This is a genomic window from Vibrio sinensis (genome assembly GCF_003605645.1).
Taxonomy (GTDB): Bacteria; Pseudomonadota; Gammaproteobacteria; order Enterobacterales; family Vibrionaceae; genus Vibrio; species Vibrio sinensis.
In genome coordinates this window covers 65496-83194 of record NZ_QVMU01000002.1, presented here as the reverse complement: position 1 = coordinate 83194, position 17699 = coordinate 65496, and the positions used below count along the sequence as shown (strand labels likewise).

The 17699-nt window shown below is 41.6% G+C and carries 16 protein-coding genes, 1 tRNA gene and 1 other RNA gene; 8 read left to right on the top strand and 10 right to left on the bottom strand.

Annotated features, from left to right (window positions below; all coding sequences use genetic code 11):
* The first annotated feature begins 1 nt into the window (after position 1).
* Complete coding sequence (locus tag DZ860_RS03925) at positions 2-568, top strand: hypothetical protein (RefSeq protein ID WP_120029625.1); 567 nt, start codon at positions 2-4, stop codon at positions 566-568.
* A 30-nt stretch (positions 569-598) separates the two neighbouring features.
* On the opposite strand, the gene DZ860_RS03920 is transcribed toward DZ860_RS03925, so the two are convergent.
* From DZ860_RS03920 to DZ860_RS03890, 7 genes are all read right to left on the bottom strand, one after another.
* Positions 599-3061 (bottom strand): DNA cytosine methyltransferase, encoded by a 2463-nt coding sequence (locus DZ860_RS03920; protein ID WP_120029624.1) that lies wholly within the window; start codon positions 3059-3061, stop codon positions 599-601.
* Positions 3062-3230: 169 nt separating this feature from the next.
* Positions 3231-3315, bottom strand: a tRNA-Tyr gene (locus DZ860_RS03915).
* A 212-nt stretch (positions 3316-3527) separates the two neighbouring features.
* Entirely contained in the window at positions 3528-4013 is a 486-nt protein-coding gene (locus DZ860_RS03910; protein ID WP_120029623.1) for a hypothetical protein, read from the bottom strand.
* Between the two features lie 244 nt (positions 4014-4257).
* Positions 4258-5526, bottom strand: a complete 1269-nt coding sequence (locus DZ860_RS03905; RefSeq protein ID WP_120029622.1) for a D-amino acid dehydrogenase — start codon at positions 5524-5526, stop codon at positions 4258-4260.
* A gap of 138 nt (positions 5527-5664) precedes the next feature.
* Entirely contained in the window at positions 5665-7035 is a 1371-nt protein-coding gene (locus tag DZ860_RS03900) for a winged helix-turn-helix domain-containing protein (RefSeq protein WP_120029621.1), read from the bottom strand.
* A 59-nt stretch (positions 7036-7094) separates the two neighbouring features.
* The gene (locus DZ860_RS03895) at positions 7095-7574 is read right to left on the bottom strand and encodes a hypothetical protein (protein WP_120029620.1); all 480 of its coding nucleotides are present in this window, start codon (positions 7572-7574) and stop codon (positions 7095-7097) included.
* Positions 7556-8185 carry a winged helix-turn-helix domain-containing protein gene (locus DZ860_RS03890; protein WP_120029619.1) on the bottom strand — a complete coding sequence of 210 codons (630 nt, stop codon included), beginning with the start codon at positions 8183-8185 and terminating at the stop codon, positions 7556-7558. Before DZ860_RS03890 ends, DZ860_RS03895 begins: the two co-directional genes overlap by 19 nt.
* 303 nt (positions 8186-8488) lie before the next feature.
* On the opposite strand from DZ860_RS03890, the gene DZ860_RS03885 reads away from it, so the two are divergent.
* From DZ860_RS03885 to DZ860_RS03865, 5 genes are all read left to right on the top strand, one after another.
* Complete coding sequence (locus DZ860_RS03885) at positions 8489-9553, top strand: porin (RefSeq protein WP_120029618.1); 1065 nt, start codon at positions 8489-8491, stop codon at positions 9551-9553.
* Between the two features lie 21 nt (positions 9554-9574).
* A complete protein-coding gene (locus tag DZ860_RS03880) occupies positions 9575-11185 on the top strand; it encodes an MFS transporter (RefSeq protein WP_120029617.1) in 1611 nt (536 codons plus the stop codon).
* A gap of 98 nt (positions 11186-11283) precedes the next feature.
* Positions 11284-13029 carry an amidohydrolase gene (locus DZ860_RS03875; protein ID WP_120029616.1) on the top strand — a complete coding sequence of 582 codons (1746 nt, stop codon included), beginning with the start codon at positions 11284-11286 and terminating at the stop codon, positions 13027-13029.
* Positions 13030-13071: 42 nt separating this feature from the next.
* The gene (locus tag DZ860_RS03870; protein WP_120029615.1) at positions 13072-14298 is read left to right on the top strand and encodes an MFS transporter; all 1227 of its coding nucleotides are present in this window, start codon (positions 13072-13074) and stop codon (positions 14296-14298) included.
* An 11-nt stretch (positions 14299-14309) separates the two neighbouring features.
* The gene (locus DZ860_RS03865) at positions 14310-14990 is read left to right on the top strand and encodes a hypothetical protein (protein ID WP_120029614.1); all 681 of its coding nucleotides are present in this window, start codon (positions 14310-14312) and stop codon (positions 14988-14990) included.
* Between the two features lie 325 nt (positions 14991-15315).
* Here DZ860_RS03865 and ssrA read toward each other — a convergent pair.
* Positions 15316-15683: a transfer-messenger RNA gene (ssrA, locus tag DZ860_RS03860) on the bottom strand.
* A 66-nt stretch (positions 15684-15749) separates the two neighbouring features.
* Positions 15750-16235, bottom strand: coding sequence for an SsrA-binding protein SmpB (smpB, locus tag DZ860_RS03855; RefSeq protein WP_120029613.1), 486 nt, complete (start codon positions 16233-16235; stop codon positions 15750-15752).
* 120 nt (positions 16236-16355) lie between these two features.
* On the opposite strand from smpB, the gene DZ860_RS03850 reads away from it, so the two are divergent.
* Both DZ860_RS03850 and DZ860_RS03845 read left to right on the top strand, forming a co-directional pair.
* Positions 16356-16799 carry an SRPBCC family protein gene (locus tag DZ860_RS03850; RefSeq protein ID WP_120029612.1) on the top strand — a complete coding sequence of 148 codons (444 nt, stop codon included), beginning with the start codon at positions 16356-16358 and terminating at the stop codon, positions 16797-16799.
* Entirely contained in the window at positions 16789-17139 is a 351-nt protein-coding gene (locus tag DZ860_RS03845; protein WP_120029611.1) for an RnfH family protein, read from the top strand. Before DZ860_RS03850 ends, DZ860_RS03845 begins: the two co-directional genes overlap by 11 nt.
* 79 nt (positions 17140-17218) lie before the next feature.
* Here the strand turns inward: DZ860_RS03845 and bamE are convergent, their stop codons facing one another.
* Positions 17219-17578 carry an outer membrane protein assembly factor BamE gene (gene bamE / locus DZ860_RS03840; protein WP_120029610.1) on the bottom strand — a complete coding sequence of 120 codons (360 nt, stop codon included), beginning with the start codon at positions 17576-17578 and terminating at the stop codon, positions 17219-17221.
* Positions 17579-17699 lie beyond the last annotated feature (121 nt).

Genomic DNA, 17699 nt, shown 5'->3' with positions numbered 1-17699 from the left:
CATGGACGGAGTTCGTTTTACACAAGAGATGAGAGATGCGGCTACCAGAGAGTCGCAAAAGAGAGAGAAGTATATTAAGCATCACTTTGAAGTTAAACACCTCACATCTGAGGAACGTAATCATATCGGGTTCTTAGGCGAGTTTGCTTTTTGCCAATTAATGGGCGTTGATTGGCGAAGTAACATCAGAGAAAACTACTTAACCATTGATGATTGTGATTTCAAGCTCAATAACTTATCCATTGATGTGAAAACCGAAACCGTTCCTAAAGTGTTTTTTGAGAGAATATTAAATAGAACTATTAGAGACGATCAACCATACGGTCGACGTTTGTACAGTGAGGGGCAGTTTAATTTGCTCGAAAAGTATGACTTGGTTGTCTTTGGTTTGATCATTAGAGAAAACCCAGAGATATGGTTCCCAGTCGGCTTTGTTGAAGGCAAGTATATACAAGATAATTATCGGCCAACGACGATCACCCCATACGGCAAATCTTATCCATCACCAGGTGCGCCAGTGAGAACGTCGAGCCTACGTAGCATTGCTCAGTTAAACGCATACCGATAAAAAATAGGCCGGTAGAACCGGCCTATTTTGTTATATTTTCACACCAAAGTAGTTTACAGAGACGCTGTCAATGTTCATTGAGCGTGTTCCGTAGTTTCGAGCAATACGATAGAAGTGATTAAACTCGCTACTTGAAAAGTACTCGATATCTTCATCTCTCACTTTATCAATCGAATACAAAATCGCGGCTGAACCATCTGCGATGCTACCTTTGGGTAAACGAGCTGCGCGAGGGTTGTAAGTTAAGTTAGGTACCAAGATAACATCAGAATCTAAGTATTTCTTAACAGCAAAATCGCCGATATCATCCACATAGCAATCGTAATCTTCAATATTTTTGATTTCACCATTACCAATATTACGAGATTTTATCACGCGGTATTTACCACTGGCTTTCGTATGTTGTTTAGTAATCTGGCGGTCTCGGAATACTTTGAATTTTCCAAACGTCAATGTTTCGAAGATTTCATCAAACCAATCATTTCGGTACAAAAGCCAACTATTGAAGAACGTGTGAGTTAGGTACTCTTGATCCAGTGAGAAAAACTGTTTGTTCAGGTAAGAATAAACCGTCACTTTCTTATCTTTCTTCGATTTGATCGTGCTAAAAGTAATCGATACTGTCTCGATTTTTACATCGAATGCTTTTTCATTGTAATCATTAATGTGCAGTAACGTGTAGGACTCAAGTAGGTTTCGTGTCTTGATATACTCAGGCGCGTTCAACAGAGCTTTCGGTACAATTAGCGAGACATGCTTAGCCAATTGGCTACATTTCTCGATAAAGAAAGAGAAAATGTTATTGGTATTTTGGTTAGACAAACCACGTCTATACATTGACAGTAATTCACTATCTTTGATTTTCATGTATGGCGGGTTGCCGATAACAACATCATATTTTTTCTTTGTATCCCAAAGAAGAAAATCTTCGTGATAGAAATTGAACGTCACGCTATCGCTTGGCAAGTACTTCTCGACAAGCAGTTGGCACAGTTTGATTGAATCTTTATTAATATCGACACAATCAATGATGAGACGTTTGCCTTGATACTTTTTCACGATCTGATGCAGGAAGTTACCCACTCCTACCGAGGGTTCTAAAATACGAACCTCTTCAGCTGAAATATCAGGCAATGGTGAAATGGCCGAGAAACAGATTTCTTGATCAGTGTAATAAGCAGCAGTATGCAATCTTTCTGCATTAGCGAGTTCGCAAATTTTGAACATGTCTTGGCGGGTGTAATTGCGCCAATTCAATTCAATGAATTCACAGAGGTGATCAATTTGTTCAAGGTGATGTTGTTTAATCGTCTGATCGATTTGTTTTTTCGATAGTTTCGGCGCATCAATTTGTTGAATTTTCTGACCAATTTCACCAAAAACCGCTGTCGGAACTGCTTCGCCTAAACATTGACGAATAGTAAATTCGGTCTTTTTTCTGAACTGAAATTTGGTCTCATAATCCGCTGAGTTTGCTGGCACCATGCTATTCGGTAGCCATTGGAATGTTGATGGGATAGACATCATCAACATGAGCTCTCTAATACTAAACGCGCGATCATCGATCGGGTGAACGGTATTTTGGCTTGGCAGACAATCATTACGAGTATGGATACAAGGCGCAACTTTTTCCCAGACTTGACGCTGGTATTTGTCCCCATTTTTACTTTGGTTAACGACGATTTCACCATCCACGACTTTGTGAGGTTTTAAGTGGTCTTCTGGGTTGTCAAAGGCGCTTTTGCCATATGGGGTAGCCTTAATCCAAGGATACATATCCTCTTTATAAGGACGGAAAGAGTGGAAGATATCATCTTCACAAAATTCGCCCATGGTTTTTAGTGATGGTAGGTGACCGATCACTTCATGCAGTGTTTTTTCAGGGCGGAAATCTGGGTAAAGATCGAGTGGAGTTACGCCTTTTTGATCACGACGAACACCAATAACAAGTGTGCGAGTTCGACTAGAATTAGCACCATAGTTTTTTAAATTGATCACCTTACTTTCAATCAAATAGTCAGGTGCCAAGTTAGAATGGATCGCTTCTCGGATTGGTTTATCAACACCATCGAGATCAGTACAGATAGACTTTAAGAATGCACTCACATTCTCAAAGATAAAGAACTTAGGTTGTTGGTCTTTTACGATGCGTAATGACTCAACAACCAGTGAATTTCTTCCAAGCTCTTGGTTTTTTTTATGGTTTGCCACACTCATACCTTGGCAAGGCGGCGTCGCAACAACAAGGTCTATATCCTTGATTTTCTTTTTGGCTTTGAAAGATGCAATTTCACTGTACAAGGTATCATGTGTTTTGTGCTCAGTTAGATCACCGCATATATAGCCAGAATCGTACTCACATTTCTGGTTATATTGTTGAATTTTAATGCGTTTTTCTAAAAGTTCAGCTGTAGCTATACACTTAAAACCAATTTCTTTTAAGCCAAAGCAGCCGACGCCAGCAGAACTAAATAAACTAACGTAAGTTAACATATGATTTCCCCATTTCTTGACCGCACACTCTACCACAACGTAAAAATAATAGAAGGAAAGAAAATACAGTTAAAGTTAACCGTATGTTTTTAATTAATATATTTTTTTTTGTGGGTTTTTGGAGTGGTATAGAATGAAAAAAGCCAGCTAAAAAGCTGGCTTCTAAATATGGTGGAGGGGGACGGATTCGAACCATCGAAGGCAGTGCCGGCAGATTTACAGTCTGCTCCCTTTGGCCACTCGGGAACCCCTCCATATTGTGCTAAGGATAGTAACAGAAGTTAATCGGCGATGTACAACAAAAATGATGACATCGCGTTTAATTGATTAATATTTTACCAATTCACTTTAAGCATCTGGTAAAGGGGACAAAAGAGAGTAGGCGAGGAGGCTCGTTATGACTGATTACGCTTTAATACTCGCTCGGACTTTACTTGCCTGTGGAGGTTCAGTTCATTTTATTCATTTAGATATCTTTGAGCTGGTCTATTTTTTCAAGAAGCTCTGCGGAAACCCCCTCACCAAATTTGCTTCGTAAATATCGGTGAGGGAAAGCGGACAGTAACTCCTCGAAGCCGATATCACCACAGACAAACCACTCAGCTTCTAAAAGGTGAGCATGGGCAATTAAACGTCGAACAGAGTTACTATCATCGAGTTTTACTCGTCGACTCAAATCAACTTCTGGAGCGAAGGATTGTTCAGAAAATATGTTATTTTCGATAAACAAATCTTTAGTGTAATAGTTTCCAGTTGGGAAAAGTAAGCAACCACTTTTTAAAGCTGATGCTTCTAACTTTTTCGCTGCCTCTAGATCTGGCTGCACATTTTGTATGAAGAGTTGAGCGGGCTTAAATCGATGCGCTTCAATAGCACATGCAACACTTTCATTGGCAGCAACGTATTGGTGAGAATACAGTAGACTAAACGTGTCGAAGTAGATGATTTTCATCGGTTTCTCTATAAACATAAAGTGGCTATGCTTGAGCCTATTTGAGTATTACTTGAGAATCAAGATATACAATGCTTCGGCTACCCTCAAATACTTAGCGTGTGGCATTCTGTATAGAGTGGATTTTTAATCAGCGTTCTACATTTGAATCAGTTTAAACGAAAGAGCACTAAATCTTAGAGGATGGTGACATTCCTTTGTGACTTGAACCCATTTTTACCAATAGTTGTATTTGTTGGATGCGTTAACTAATACCGTGATCTTTGGGGCTCATTCCTGTTGTGTCTATAGGAGGGGGTTGTTGGTCGATTATTGCTGTTAGTAAAGATGCAGAACCTAAAGCCAATGTCCAGCCAAGTGCCCCATGACCAACGTTTAAGAAAAGATTATCTACACCTGTTTTACCTATAATAGGCACACTACTGGGGGTGACGGGACGAAGACCTGTCCACGTATGTATTATGTCGCTATAAACACCTGCTTTGGGAAAGTTCTTCTTACAAATATTGAGCAAATGTTCAATGCGACTTTCATCTATGTTGCTCTTATAACCAACGATATCGGCGCAACCTGCTATCCGCAGTTGGTTGCCAATGCGGCTTATAACTACTTTGTTATCAACGTCAGTCACGCAAACTTCGGGGGCAAACTCAGTGGCTGGAACCGTAATGCTGTAACCCTTTATGGGATAAATTGGCAGCTTAATTCCAATTTCGCGGGCAAGATTAAGACTTTCAGGCCCTGTCGCCAACACATAAGCATCGGCATGGATAGCGCCATTGGAGGTTTCAAGGCTCTGAATAGAATATCCACGTTTTACAATTCGATTTACACGGCAGTTAAAATGAGCTTCAAACTCCTTATCACCCTTCATTATCTCGAGAAGTTCGCAGGATAAACGATGGGGATTTCCTATTTCATCAATGGATGAATATATGCCACCGACTATCGGCTGTGACAATTGCTGTAAACTAGGCTCTAAATCTAGACATTGGCTATCATTGAGAACTTCTTGTTTGCAACCCCATTCGGCCTTCTGGTTGACGCGTATCGTCGCTTTATTTAGCTCTTCTTGGTTCGTATAAATAAGTAATTTTCCAGAAGCGCGATGTGCAAACTCAAAGTTAGACTCTGCTAGTAATGAATGTAGAACGCTTCTTGAATAAAGTGACAATCTCAAAAGAGTTTGCGTATTGAACTCTTCTTTATGATTCTGGGCATTGATTACAAACTGGCTCCCCCAAGTCACTAGATTTGGATCTGGTGAAAGTTTAATGCGAAAAGCAGGATCCATTCCCGCTATTATCTTGGGTAATTTTTTTATCAGACTTGGTGATGATATTGCGTCAATGTACGAGTAACTCAGTTGGCATCCGTTAGCAAAGCTTGTCTTTAAAGCGGGTCCATCTTCAGCATCGATCAAGATGATGCGATAGCCAGCTCTTTTTAGTAAATAGGCTGTTGTTACACCGATAATTCCAGCACCAATGATCGCAATAGTTTTTTTAGTCATTCTTCTTAACCTTATCGGATATCGTGGGTTGAAATTAACATCATTCAAATTAAACGAAATTAAAAGGACACACCATAACCATAAAGTAGGGGGGCGAAGAGATTTTGAAACCTTAAGGAAGATAACTTCTGAAATTTGTCACTGCATACCAAATTTTTTCAGGTCGGTTGCATAAAATAGGCTACTTATTACTTTAAGTGTCGATTCATCAGGTTTCATCGAATAAGCTCGTTTATATGAAATTGCAGCTTGATAGTCTTTTTTTTCAGCTTGAGATATTTTTCCTGCAATTATATTACTAGTCCATGATTCTCGAGTAGCTAGTGCAAGAGATAAATATTCTTTGGCCTTTGGAGGGGCACCTAATAAAAAAGCATGAATAGCCAATGCTTCATAGTAAATAGGAGCATGCAGTTCATCATCGATCCCCATCAAACTATCGAACAAACGATTCATTTCTGGCTCTAAAATGGCATTGGGTTGAATGGAGTTTAGAATCGTTGCAGAAATAAAACGCTCAGCTGCTGCAATCTCCAATGTTGGCTCTTTAGTTAAGACCTGATCATAGAGTTTTATTGCCGAATATAATGAACGGACGGTAATAATGTTTGATGCATAGTGAGCTTGATGTATTAAATTAAACATATCGGGATCTTTTGGATATTGACGATCTAGTTTTGTGATGATGTCATGATCGAATGGTACTTCAAGCGCATTTTCAATATCTGAGAGGATCGTGGTTGGTACTGTTGAGATAACATCATCCGTTAATGCATATTTTTGTTGAAAGACCTTTCTATTCGACAAGTTATCATAAATATAAAAAATTAAAGCTAGCTTGTTATTGTCTTCATCAATCTCTCCAGACATAACCAGTGCGGCCCTATCGGATAATTCGCTACTTTTTTCATAAACTAAAGATGAGCGGTAACGACCTTGTTGATTAACTCGATAATTGATTAAGTCACTTAGACCAAATGCAAGGTGTTCATATTCAGGCTCTGCTTTAAAAGTAACAAAAACCATATTATATGGGTCAATGGATCTTTTGTTAACAGCAGTGCGTTGAGTTAGCCACCATGTTGTACATACGATAGCGGCAATGAACGCAACAGCGCAGATCCCTAATAGCCCTTTGATATGAGAGCGTGGTTGAACTAGGAGCGTTGATGAGTCATCACCGACTGTGGCTGGCTGAGGAAGTATTGTCACAGTCGCTTCAAAGACATAGCCAGCTTTCGGGCGAGTAACAATGAGTGATTTATATTCTTGGCCAAGCTCTGCAAGTGCTTTTCTTAAGTCGCTGACTGCTTGTGTTAGTGAGTGATCACTAACAAAATCTCTACTCCAAACCGAAGTGAGAATCTCTTCTCTTGAGAGTGTTTGTTTTGGGTGTTGCACCATAAAAAGTAGCAGCTGATTCGCTTTTGGGTTGAGTAAAATACTCTTGTCATCGTAGCTGATGGTTTGTTCTAAGCTGTTGAAATTAATCCCATTTATAATGTACACGCGCTATTCCTTACTACAATCGCGTATTGTCTGAATGTTACCCCTTTACTATGAGTGAACTAAATCCCTTTTTCAAACAATGTGCCGAATACATACTCTGCTCCCAAATCGAATGCAAAGAAAAATTGATCATCACCTTTTTTAACAAGCGTTGCAGCGAGAAAATGCCCAATAACGGGAATATCTAATTTTTCTTGAGATCTAATCTGTTCTAACCAAGTTGTGGTTCTATCTCTCACTGTAAAGAGGTACTCACTTCCTGTGTGTTCCTCATATTTCAGATCGAGCCGAAAGGCAAACTTAGTATTGTCTTGCGCATGAGCGACTAATGACAATGTAATTGATTCATTCTGGATGAGCGCATTAACTTCGTAATTGATCGAACCCGTATTGGTTTCTAACTTAGAATGTCCGGTCCATACACCTGCCATACTTTGTATGGGCGTTGACAGTCTATTATGGAGCTCATGCCCAGCCCAGAAAAATACTAATGATGTCGTTAATAATGTGATGACGGTTATTACATGACGTTTTTGCATAGCATCTTCTCCTGTTCTAGTTCACAAAGCCTATAGCCTTTCTTGGTTCTTTCTATAAATAGAACGGTATTAGGAGTGTTGGTTGAAAAGCGTGCTTTTTCGACGCCATTGGGTTCAAAAAGGTAATGTGTTTGCTGACTGATGTGCGTTATCTCTTTTACAGAGGGTGCGCCAAACTGATAACCCACCACAAGAAAAAACAGTCCAAAAATGAGCCAAAAAACAAAATGAGGGAGATAATAAAACGAAATTTTAGCCTCAGGGCTAGACTGTTCTGCTTGGTACTGCACAAACTTAGGACTTGCACCTAATATATATCCAGTTTTTGGTATCGTGCGAATCAGGGTTCTGTCGCTATCGACTAAATCATCTCTTAGCGTTTTCACCGCTTGATTAATCGTCGAGTCAGTGGCGTATGAGTTACTCCATAATGCATTCTGAATAGCATCACGCGTTGCTGGCAGTGGGTGTTGTTTGATAAGGATATGGAGTAATTCGTTTTCACGGGCTTTCAAGACAATACGTTCGTTGCTTCTAACTATTACCCCTTCTGTCGGCGAGTAGCTAAACCCGTCAAACCGATAATGATCGCTCTGCAAAACTAAATTCATCTATCAACCAATCTGTTCAATTAATCTCGACGCTATTTTACGAGGTATCGAAAAGCGAGGCGTTGCCAAGCTTCACAATAACTTTGACCTTGAGATATTTTTGATAAAAAACAGAATTTGTAGCTTTAATATTCAGATATATTCACCAATATTCTCTTGATTGGAAGAATAAAAACATCAAATTGAGGTTTTTTTGAGGTCTATTATTCGCTAACCCCGCATTCTATCTCTATCGGCTTCATGCCATTACATCGTTGAGCTTGTGCCTTTGCCCAACGAATTTGTTGTTTTCGGAGATAGAAAATGAAAACAAATCGATACTTACTTACCGTTAGTGCTCTTTTGTTGGCTTCGCCGAGTATGGCCATAGAGATTGCCAAATACGATACGGCAACATTGGAATTTGGTGGTTGGATTGCTACTGAATACAGTCACAACTTTGACGATAGTCCTTACGATCTTGGTTTTAACTCCAATGCTTCTCGTCTGTTCTTTGCTGGCGAGAACAAGATTAATGATGACATTACGGCATTTGGCAAACTGGAATATGCCGTTGCATTTAGTGATATGACAGATACCGAGTTCAATACTCGTTTGGGTTATATCGGAATGCGCACGAAATATGGCTCGATTGAAGCCGGTAAAGTCTGGTCTCCTTTTTATGATATCGCCATGTATTCAGACACCGTATTTAGCAATAAAGATACGGCAACCGGTGCTTTCTTTACGCCAGCTTCAGAAGTGGCAGGGTTTGGTCGTGCTGATAACTCTGTGAAGTACTACAACCAGTTTGGCTTAGGAGAGGGCAAAGTTTTACTTGGCGCTATTGTAGGCGACCAGAGTGACCAAAAAATTACCGAAACCGTCACAGTAGGAACCACTTATGGTGGCTCACTCCGTTACGCACAAGGTGGATTCCAGTTTGGTGTTGCCCATCAAGCTGCGAATGCAGACGGGTTAAGCGACGGTGATGATGTCATCAGCGCGACGATTTTAGGCGCGTTCTATAACAATGAAAAATGGATGCTAGGTGGAAACTATACCTTTGGCAGAAATAACCAAAAAGAATTTGGCGCAGCGCCTGTTGCCTCGGATCTCGTTGATTCTGATGGTATTGAATTTTTCGCACACTATCGATTCTCTGAAAGTTGGAAAGGCTTTGTTGGCTATAACCGTTTGACCACAGAAACAGATGCTTATACGACAGAGTTTACTAACCTTGGTGTGGTTAAAAATTTCGATAAAAAACTCGCTATCTACTCTGAATATCGAATTGATCATGACTCAACTGAAAACAGTCTGTTCTACGGTGATGCTTGGTCAATCGGCATTATCTATTTCTTCTCTGAATACCCTCAATATTTCTAGAATACTAGAAGGAAAAAAATCATGGATGCAGCAATTAACAACCAAAAGAAAACGGGAATGGCTATGTGGTTTCCATTACTCGTCGTTTGTTTCGCACAGGTCGGTACATCGGGTGATAACTCGGTGCTATCGATGTCAACCAACGAATTTATCTTCCAATTGAACGCAACGATGAACCAAGTGCAATTAGCTAATATCGTTTATAGCTTGTTGGCTGGGGCTTTGATGGTGTTCGGTGGCATGCTAGGTATTGCGAAAGGCTTTAAACAAGTCTTTATGGCGGGTGCTGCACTTTGTGCCGCTGGTGAAGCATTGGCAGTTATTTCACCGAATATGGACATTCTGATCTGGGGTGCGCGTTCCCTAACTGGGTTCGGTGCTGCGCTAATGATTCCATCAGTACTTGGTATTATTGTTTCTCTTTATGAGGGCAAAGAGCGTGCAGTTGCTTTTGGTGGCGTAGGTGCGGCGACAGGTGTTGCTGCTGTCGTGATGCCAATTGGCGCTGGTATTATTATGGATGCTTCTGGTTATCAAGCTGCATTTTCAACCATGTCAGGTTGGTTTGTATTAGTATTTGTAGCGGCTTGGAGAATTATTCCAGAGATTAAACCGGCTCAAATGCGCGTTGACTACGTCGGTACGGTCATGGCATCGCTTGGTCTGCTAGCGTTCATTATCGGTTGTTCAAAAGTTTCTGAATGGGGACTGATTGAGCCAATGTCAGCACCATTTACTGTGATGGGGATGTCACCGGCATTACCGCTTGCGATTCTTGGTATTGCGATCATGGTTGTGACTATGATTGTCGAAAAGAAGATCGAGAAGAAACATGGCGCGGCACTGATTCCACAATCATTTATTAAAACTCGCCAAGTACGCAATGGTTTATATGTAACCGGTCTGATTTTTGCCGTCTTTGGATCCGCATTCTTCGTAACACTATCATGGATTATGGTGGTAGCAGGACTAGGTGGTGCAGCGACAGGTGTCGCAATGGCTACGATGGCTGCTCCAATGATTGTTTTCTCTTTGGGTATTCCGAAGAAGTACAGCTATTGGTCTCCTCGTATGGTGATATTGGCTTCAACAGCGGCTGTGTGTACAGGTGCTCTTTCAATGGCTTATTCACTACAAGCTGACGGCTTCGACCCAATGTTTATGTATGTAGGTCTATTGCTACTAGGTTGTGGTCAAGGTGGTTACGCTTCTCAATCAGCCATGATCGTTGCTTCAGCTCTTAACCCTCGTGATGCGGCTCAATCAGGTGGTATTCAATGTTCGACTCGTAACGTTTGGCAAGCAGCTGGCGTTGCTATCATCGGTGCGGTACTACTCTTTAGCTCTACATCGCTATACAAATCATCAATTGAACAAAGTGATGTTGCTCCTATCGTAAAAACGTATGTAGCTGACACTCCTGTCCATGGCTTTATGTCTAACCAAGCTTTGCTCGAGAAATTAACGCAAGCTGGTGCAGACATGCCTCAAGCTGAAGCGGCGCTTTCTATCTACAAAGAGGTTCGTATCGAATCTGCACAGTATGCATTCTGGGCGTTAGCACTGTTTGTATTGCTTCATGTTCCAGGTTTTATGGGGATCCCAACGCAAGGTTGGACTCAAAAACCATAATCGTCTGATTTAAATCTACAGCCCTGCTCTTCATCGCATTTCATCTTCAAACAGAAGAGCAGGGCAAACCCTACAAATTAATAACAAGAGATTATTTTATGAATTATCAAGCTCTATGCATGCGTCTAATCGATATTAAACAACCTGTGACAGTTTTTACCGCACAAAAAGTGATCACAATGAATCCTGAACAACCAGAAGCGGAAGCGGTTGCTGTTCAAAATGGTGTGATTGTTGGTGTTGGTACGTTAGAGGCGATTCGTTCTCTATTAAGTGCTCATCGTATTGAAGCGCAATTTAATGAAACGTTTGAGCAAAACTATATTTACGCGGGCTTTGCAGAACACCACATGCACCCACATGTATTGGGCGCTTATTTAAAAGATTCACATTACGTCGGCTACGTAGATCGTAAAGCAGCAGACGGTTCAGTGATGAAAGGCATTCAATCAGTTGAGCAGTTAACAGAACATCTGAAAAGCTTGATTGAAAAAGACCGAGCACGTTTAGAGTCAGATTCAGAGCAATGGCTAAACTGCTGGGGCTTTGATCCACTATTGCTTGCGGGTGCTGATGTTACACGTAATGTTTTAGATGAGGTAAGCAAAGAATTCCCTATCTGTTTGGGCCACGCTTCTGGTCACGTCATCAATATCAACTCAGTCGCGATTGAATTGTGTGGCTACGAGAATATGGCGGAAGATCCAAACTTGTTCCGTTATGAAAATGGCCAAGTAAACGGCACCGTTGCAGAGCCAGCGATGATGCAATTTGCATTTGCAAAAGGTGCGGCAAGAATGGACTTTTCTGAAGAGGGCATTATCCACGCAGGTGAATTAGCGACGAAAGTTGCACGTATTAACGGTTGTACCAGCGTAACGGATAAAGGCACGAACTTCCCACTAACTCCGGGCAATGTTGCTGCTGAGGGGTGGTTGAAAGCACAAGAGCAAGGTCGTCTTTATACTCGCGTCAATATGGAACCTTGGTTTGCATCGATCGATCGCTGGGTTTACGGCGACAAAGAGGGTTGGGATGCGGTTCATGCTATCCGTGACGAGAAAAACCCATACTTGTCAGTTGGCAACTTCAAAATGCTAACGGATGGTTCTATTCAAGGATTTACAGCTCACCTACTTCCAGGTCAAAACTATGTGACTGAGGGTAAGCCAAATGGCCATTTATTGATGTCAAAAGAGAAGCTGATTGAACAGATCTCGATTGGTGAATCACACGGCATGTCTTGTTCTATTCACACCAATGGTAATGGCGCAACAGAAGTCGCAATTCAAGCAATTGAAGAAATTCGTAAAACCAAGCCTAATTTTGGCTTCCGCCACTCATTAGAGCACTGCCAATTGGCGACAGAAAACCAGTTCTACCGAATGAAACAAGTGGGTATTACACCAAACCTATTTACCAATCACTTGTACTACTGGGGCGATGTGCATGCGAAATATACTGTGGGTGAGCACGGTGTAAGACGCATGGATGCTTGTCGTTCAGCAACTAATCACGGATTAATGCACGGCGTTCACTCAGACGACATGGTGACGGAAGTGAGCCCACTATTCTCTGCATGGTGCGCGGTAAATCGTCGCTCTTTGAGTGGCAAGGTTTACGGAGAAGATCAATGTCTAACCGTTGCTGAAGCAATGCGCGTTATTACTTACAACCATGCATGGCTTGCACATCAAGAAGACGTTCGTGGCTCTATCGAAGTGGGTAAATGGGCAGACTTTACCATCTTGGCAGAAGAAGCAACGGAAGAGAAACGCGAAACCCTGAAAGATATCCGTATTGTCGGAACAGTCATTGGCGGTGACGATATTTTCTTAAACTAATGCAGGGAGGCGGGGAGGCGAAATGCCTTCCCGTTTTACGTTATGGATACATTACGTGCATCATGGCGACAGATAGAACCTTGGTATCTTTTTATGGTGGTACTTGGCGCATTTAACGTCGGGTTCTGCATCATGCTTGTTCCCCAGTTTGTGGTGGCCTCTTTTGATTCAGGCCTCGCTAAAATTGGTTTGATTATGGCCGCTTGGACGGCAGGTCCACTTATTGGGCCTTGGTTTTCAAAATACATTGATAAGTGGGGAACACCTAAAACTTGGCTTTCTGGGTTATTTCTTATCAATGCATGTTTGGCATTTGGTGTTCAGTACTCACACAGTGTGTTGAGTTTGTTTATCAACATGTTTATTCAAGGGCTGATATACGCAATTGGTTATTCCATTCTTAATTTGCTCATAGTGCGACGCTATGAAGAAAAAGAGTGGCATGGACGAACGGGCATGTTAATCGCGGCATTTATCATTGGTGAAGTCATTGGTTTTGGTATTGCCGGACGCATTGAGTCACCGGGTGCGGGATTTGTAGGTGCGAGCGTTGTTATGGTTATCACAAGTGCACTCGCACTGTTACTCGTGCCTGACTTTAACAGTTCTTTCATACGTAAGCGCAACCAAGAACAACAGTCTCAACAAGTCAGAAAGCTACTATTGTCTCCGTTTGGCATTATGGCGTTAGGGTGGGGGTTACTGTGTTTCTCTGCTCAAATTCTATTTTTACCATTTCCAGTATTGATGCGTGAAGTTTTTCAAATAGCACCAGAATATTCGAGTTTTGTTGTGAGCATTAGTGGGATTATCGCACTCAGTTTCTACCCTATTGTGGGTAAATTAACCGAGCGATTCGGGGCCGATAATGTGCTGATAAGTTCGAGTGCCGTCAAAACACTGGTTTTTATTGTATTGGCCTATTGTGCGTTCGATTACCACCCTGAACTTGTCTTTGTTGTGCTGAGTATGGTGTTTGTTAACCGTTGCACATGGCCCTTTATGATGGCCAGTTCACAAATTCAAGCAGCACAGCTTTCTGGTGAATGTTCGAAATCGATGGCATTGACCATTTTCATGGCGATTGCTGGTATCGGTAACTTCCTCTCAGGCGTAGTTAACTCCATGGTAACGGCGTCTTTTGGCATGAGTTCTATCCCTTTAGTAGCGGCCATGACGGCTTCAGTCGGTGTTGTTTTACTGTTTGGCAACAAGTACCGCGAGCTTAGACATGACCAACACATAGACCAACCTAAACATTACCCTTAAGGAAACATAATATGAATACAATGGATAAAGCAGTCCTTGCTGGAGTGCTGGCTTTTCTCAGCCCTTTTTTTATTTTTGACTCAGTTTATCAGACATTTATCACCGTCACCGATCAACATGGGTTCGCTATGTCGGGCGTTAAATTCGCGATTTTAGCCACGTTCGGCGAGGTATTAGGGCAACGAATTCGAACCGGTTCTTGGTCAATCAAAGGGTTTGGCGTTATACCTAAGATGATTGTGTGGTATGTATTAGGCGTTATGATTAAAGCGGCTTTCGTGGTGTTTGCTGTCGGTGATCCTGTGGTATTGAGTAAGTTTTTACCAGAAGCAGGACCGGTTCTAACTGCGTTATCTATTAGCCTAGGGTTAAACTTGATTTTTGCGCCAATATTTATGACGTTACATAAAATTACCGATTTGCATATTGCTGATCACAATGGTTCGATGATGGCTTTGCTAAAGCCAATCGATATGGCTCAGAAATTTAACCAAATTGATTGGAATGTTCAGTACGGTTTTGTATTCAAAAAGACCATTCCACTGTTCTGGATTCCAGCACATACCATTACCTTTTTGTTACCATCTGCTTTCCAAGTGGTGTTTGCGGCAAGTTTAGGCGTTGCTCTTGGTGTTATTTTGGCTCTGGCAAGTGGTAAGCCTCAGGTAATGCCAACCGATCAACCAGCATAAGATGTATTTGTATCGCCTCTATGACAATGTTTGTATAGAGGCGTTTTCACATGAATTTAATTCAGCTCTTCTTATCAATTTAATTTTTATGATAGTTGTCCCTAGTCTGAGCACAGGAGGCTGGAGTTTAGGAACATAAATGTAGTGAGCTTGGAGTTTTCGCTAACAAGGAGTGTCGTTCTCTTTTATAGAGAGAAGAACGGAGATTTGGTAACAGAAGCGTTGATTTCGGTTTTTGGTGCTTATATTTGACCCAAATAGTCGAAACCTAGGTATATAGATACAAAAAGGGCCAACTCTTGCGAGTTGGCCCTTTCCAAACGTTTGGTGGAGCTGGCGGGAGTTGAACCCGCGTCCGAAAACCTTTCATCATTGGTACTACATGCTTAGTCGATCTTTAAATTCACCATCCACCTGCGAACCGACACGCTAGTAAATGACTATCCTGAATTATAATTCGAACTTCATCTCTCAGGCGGGAGAATCCGATCTAGCTAGTTTGGGTTTGACTCTTTGTTGTTCCCCGTCTTACAAGCGGAAGCTAGGGCAAAGAGGCTCTTGGCAGGTTATTAAGCTGCTAGTGCGTAGTTTTCGTCGTTTGCGACTATTTTTTTGCGGTTTATTAACGAGGCCTACCGCACCTCGGCATGCACCTCAGACTTCTGAATTCCCGTCGAATCCTAAATCAGCCCCAAGTGTTTGATGCATAGTAACAGAAAAGCGAGGCCTGTCTAGTACTCTGCGTCTAAGTGGTCAAGTTTAACGCAATGAGCTCTTCATTACGCGCGCTTTTTCACGTGCCCAATCTTTTTCTTTAAGATCAGTACGTTTGTCATGAAGTTTTTTACCTTTAGCTACGCCGATCTTAATCTTCACCCAAGAGTGAGACCAGTAAAGCGCTAGTGCAGCCAAAGTCATACCTTCACGGTTGATTCTGCCAGTTAGGTTGTCGAGTTCGCGGCGGCTCATTAGTAGCTTACGCACGCGTGTAGGGTTCGCGACAACGTGTGTTGATGCCTGATTAAGAGGAGTAATCGTCATTCCGCTGACAAAGGCTTCTCCGTCTCGCATGAACACATAGCTCTCTGCGATATTGGCTTTGCCTTGGCGAAGTGCTTTCACTTCCCAGCCCTGTAGCTCCATGCCGGCTTCAATTTCATCATCGATGAAGTATTCGTGGCGAGCTTTCTTATTAAGCGCAATGGTATTGCTACCCGCTTTTTGTTTTGATTTTTTCTTTACCATAATGGAGCCATTATACGGCGACCTTTTCGGATAGGAAATCCTTTTATTTGCGCATTTTGCGAATAAAAGTAAAATTGTCGTGCGCCTTGTTATAAAAACCATAAAAGCTTAGGAGTGTGTATGAAGCAAGTAAGCCGTTCTGCGTTGGTGTCATTTAGTGCAGAACAGATGTTTGATTTAGTGAATGATGTCGCGCGCTACCCAGAATTTTTACCAGGGTGTTCCGGCTCTCGTGTCATTGAGTCAACAAAGTCTGGCATGATTGCTTCGGTCGATGTTTCTAAAGCGGGTATTAGTAAAACGTTTACGACATCAAATGAGCTTCATCATGGTGAAGCTATTTTGATGCATCTGGTAGATGGCCCATTCAAAACATTGAAAGGCGGCTGGTTTTTTACCGTGTTAGACGAGCAGGCATGTAAAGTTGAACTTAAATTGGAATTTGAGTTCTCAAGTAAAATGATAGAAATGGCTTTTGGTAAAGTTTTTAATGAGTTAACCAGTAACATGGTTAATGCGTTTACCAAGCGAGCAAAACAGGTGTATACGTGCTATGAGTATTGAATCGACGATGATTCACGTTGAGGTGGTCTACGCACTGCCTCTTGAGCAAAGAGTGTTTACTTTAGTGGTAAACGAGAGCATGACCGTTGAAGATATTATTAAACAGTCTGGCGTGTTAGAGCTATACCCTGAAATCGATCTTGCGAAAAACAAGGTAGGTGTGTTTAGCCGAAATGTAAAACTTGATGCGACGGTCAGAGATAAAGATCGTATCGAGATTTATCGTCCATTGCTTGCCGATCCAAAAGAAATCCGCCGTAAGCGTGCAGAGCAGGCTAAAGCATCAGGAGTTGCTGATCCGGTGACGGGTGGAAAACCTAATCTGATGAGAAAAGATTAAGGTCTGTTCGTTAGATAAGAACAATAAAAAAGCTCGCACTGCGAGCTTTTTTTCTGCCTGTTATTTTGCAGTATTAACCTTAGTTAATACCTTCAAAAAAATCAGAACTGGCAGGGAAGTCACCAGTAATTTTCACTAAACGACCTTGATCGTTAAAGTCAGCGAATAGATTCTTTTGGATCGGAGCATTGTGCCCTTCCGTGTGGTAATAGATGTAATACCACGTATTCGGGTATCCATTCTCGATTAACATCGGTGAACCGAGTACGAATCGCACCTGTTCCTTGGTCATACCAAACTTCAATTGGTTCACTGCACTTTGCTCAACATAGTTACCTTGGTTGATATCGATGCGGTATACCAATTTCTCTAACAGTGAACACCCTGTCAGCATCGTCAATGCGAGTGGTACTGCGACTAGCCACTTTCTTAATTGCATACTTTAAATTCTTGTAACTGTTTATTGTTAAACTGGGCTGATAATAAACAAGCTTGAGGCTAATGTAAAAAGCTCATCTCCTTTTGAATTAGTTCAGACCGTTATTTTTGAGTTTGGTTGC

What these genes read in the sequence shown, in the direction of transcription:
- DZ860_RS03895 (WP_120029620.1), bottom strand. Translation starts at nt 7,574, where the DNA reads ATGCAAAAACGTCATGTAATAACCGTCATCACATTATTAACGACATCA.
- DZ860_RS03875 (WP_120029616.1), top strand. Translation starts at nt 11,284, where the DNA reads ATGAATTATCAAGCTCTATGCATGCGTCTAATCGATATTAAACAACCT.
- DZ860_RS03925 (WP_120029625.1), top strand. Translation starts at nt 2, where the DNA reads ATGGACGGAGTTCGTTTTACACAAGAGATGAGAGATGCGGCTACCAGA.
- smpB (WP_120029613.1), bottom strand. Translation starts at nt 16,235, where the DNA reads ATGGTAAAGAAAAAATCAAAACAAAAAGCGGGTAGCAATACCATTGCG.
- DZ860_RS03880 (WP_120029617.1), top strand. Translation starts at nt 9,575, where the DNA reads ATGGATGCAGCAATTAACAACCAAAAGAAAACGGGAATGGCTATGTGG.
- DZ860_RS03905 (WP_120029622.1), bottom strand. Translation starts at nt 5,526, where the DNA reads ATGACTAAAAAAACTATTGCGATCATTGGTGCTGGAATTATCGGTGTA.
- DZ860_RS03890 (WP_120029619.1), bottom strand. Translation starts at nt 8,185, where the DNA reads ATGAATTTAGTTTTGCAGAGCGATCATTATCGGTTTGACGGGTTTAGC.
- DZ860_RS03865 (WP_120029614.1), top strand. Translation starts at nt 14,310, where the DNA reads ATGAATACAATGGATAAAGCAGTCCTTGCTGGAGTGCTGGCTTTTCTC.
- DZ860_RS03850 (WP_120029612.1), top strand. Translation starts at nt 16,356, where the DNA reads ATGAAGCAAGTAAGCCGTTCTGCGTTGGTGTCATTTAGTGCAGAACAG.
- DZ860_RS03885 (WP_120029618.1), top strand. Translation starts at nt 8,489, where the DNA reads ATGAAAACAAATCGATACTTACTTACCGTTAGTGCTCTTTTGTTGGCT.
- DZ860_RS03910 (WP_120029623.1), bottom strand. Translation starts at nt 4,013, where the DNA reads ATGAAAATCATCTACTTCGACACGTTTAGTCTACTGTATTCTCACCAA.
- DZ860_RS03920 (WP_120029624.1), bottom strand. Translation starts at nt 3,061, where the DNA reads ATGTTAACTTACGTTAGTTTATTTAGTTCTGCTGGCGTCGGCTGCTTT.
- DZ860_RS03845 (WP_120029611.1), top strand. Translation starts at nt 16,789, where the DNA reads ATGAGTATTGAATCGACGATGATTCACGTTGAGGTGGTCTACGCACTG.
- DZ860_RS03870 (WP_120029615.1), top strand. Translation starts at nt 13,072, where the DNA reads ATGGATACATTACGTGCATCATGGCGACAGATAGAACCTTGGTATCTT.
- bamE (WP_120029610.1), bottom strand. Translation starts at nt 17,578, where the DNA reads ATGCAATTAAGAAAGTGGCTAGTCGCAGTACCACTCGCATTGACGATG.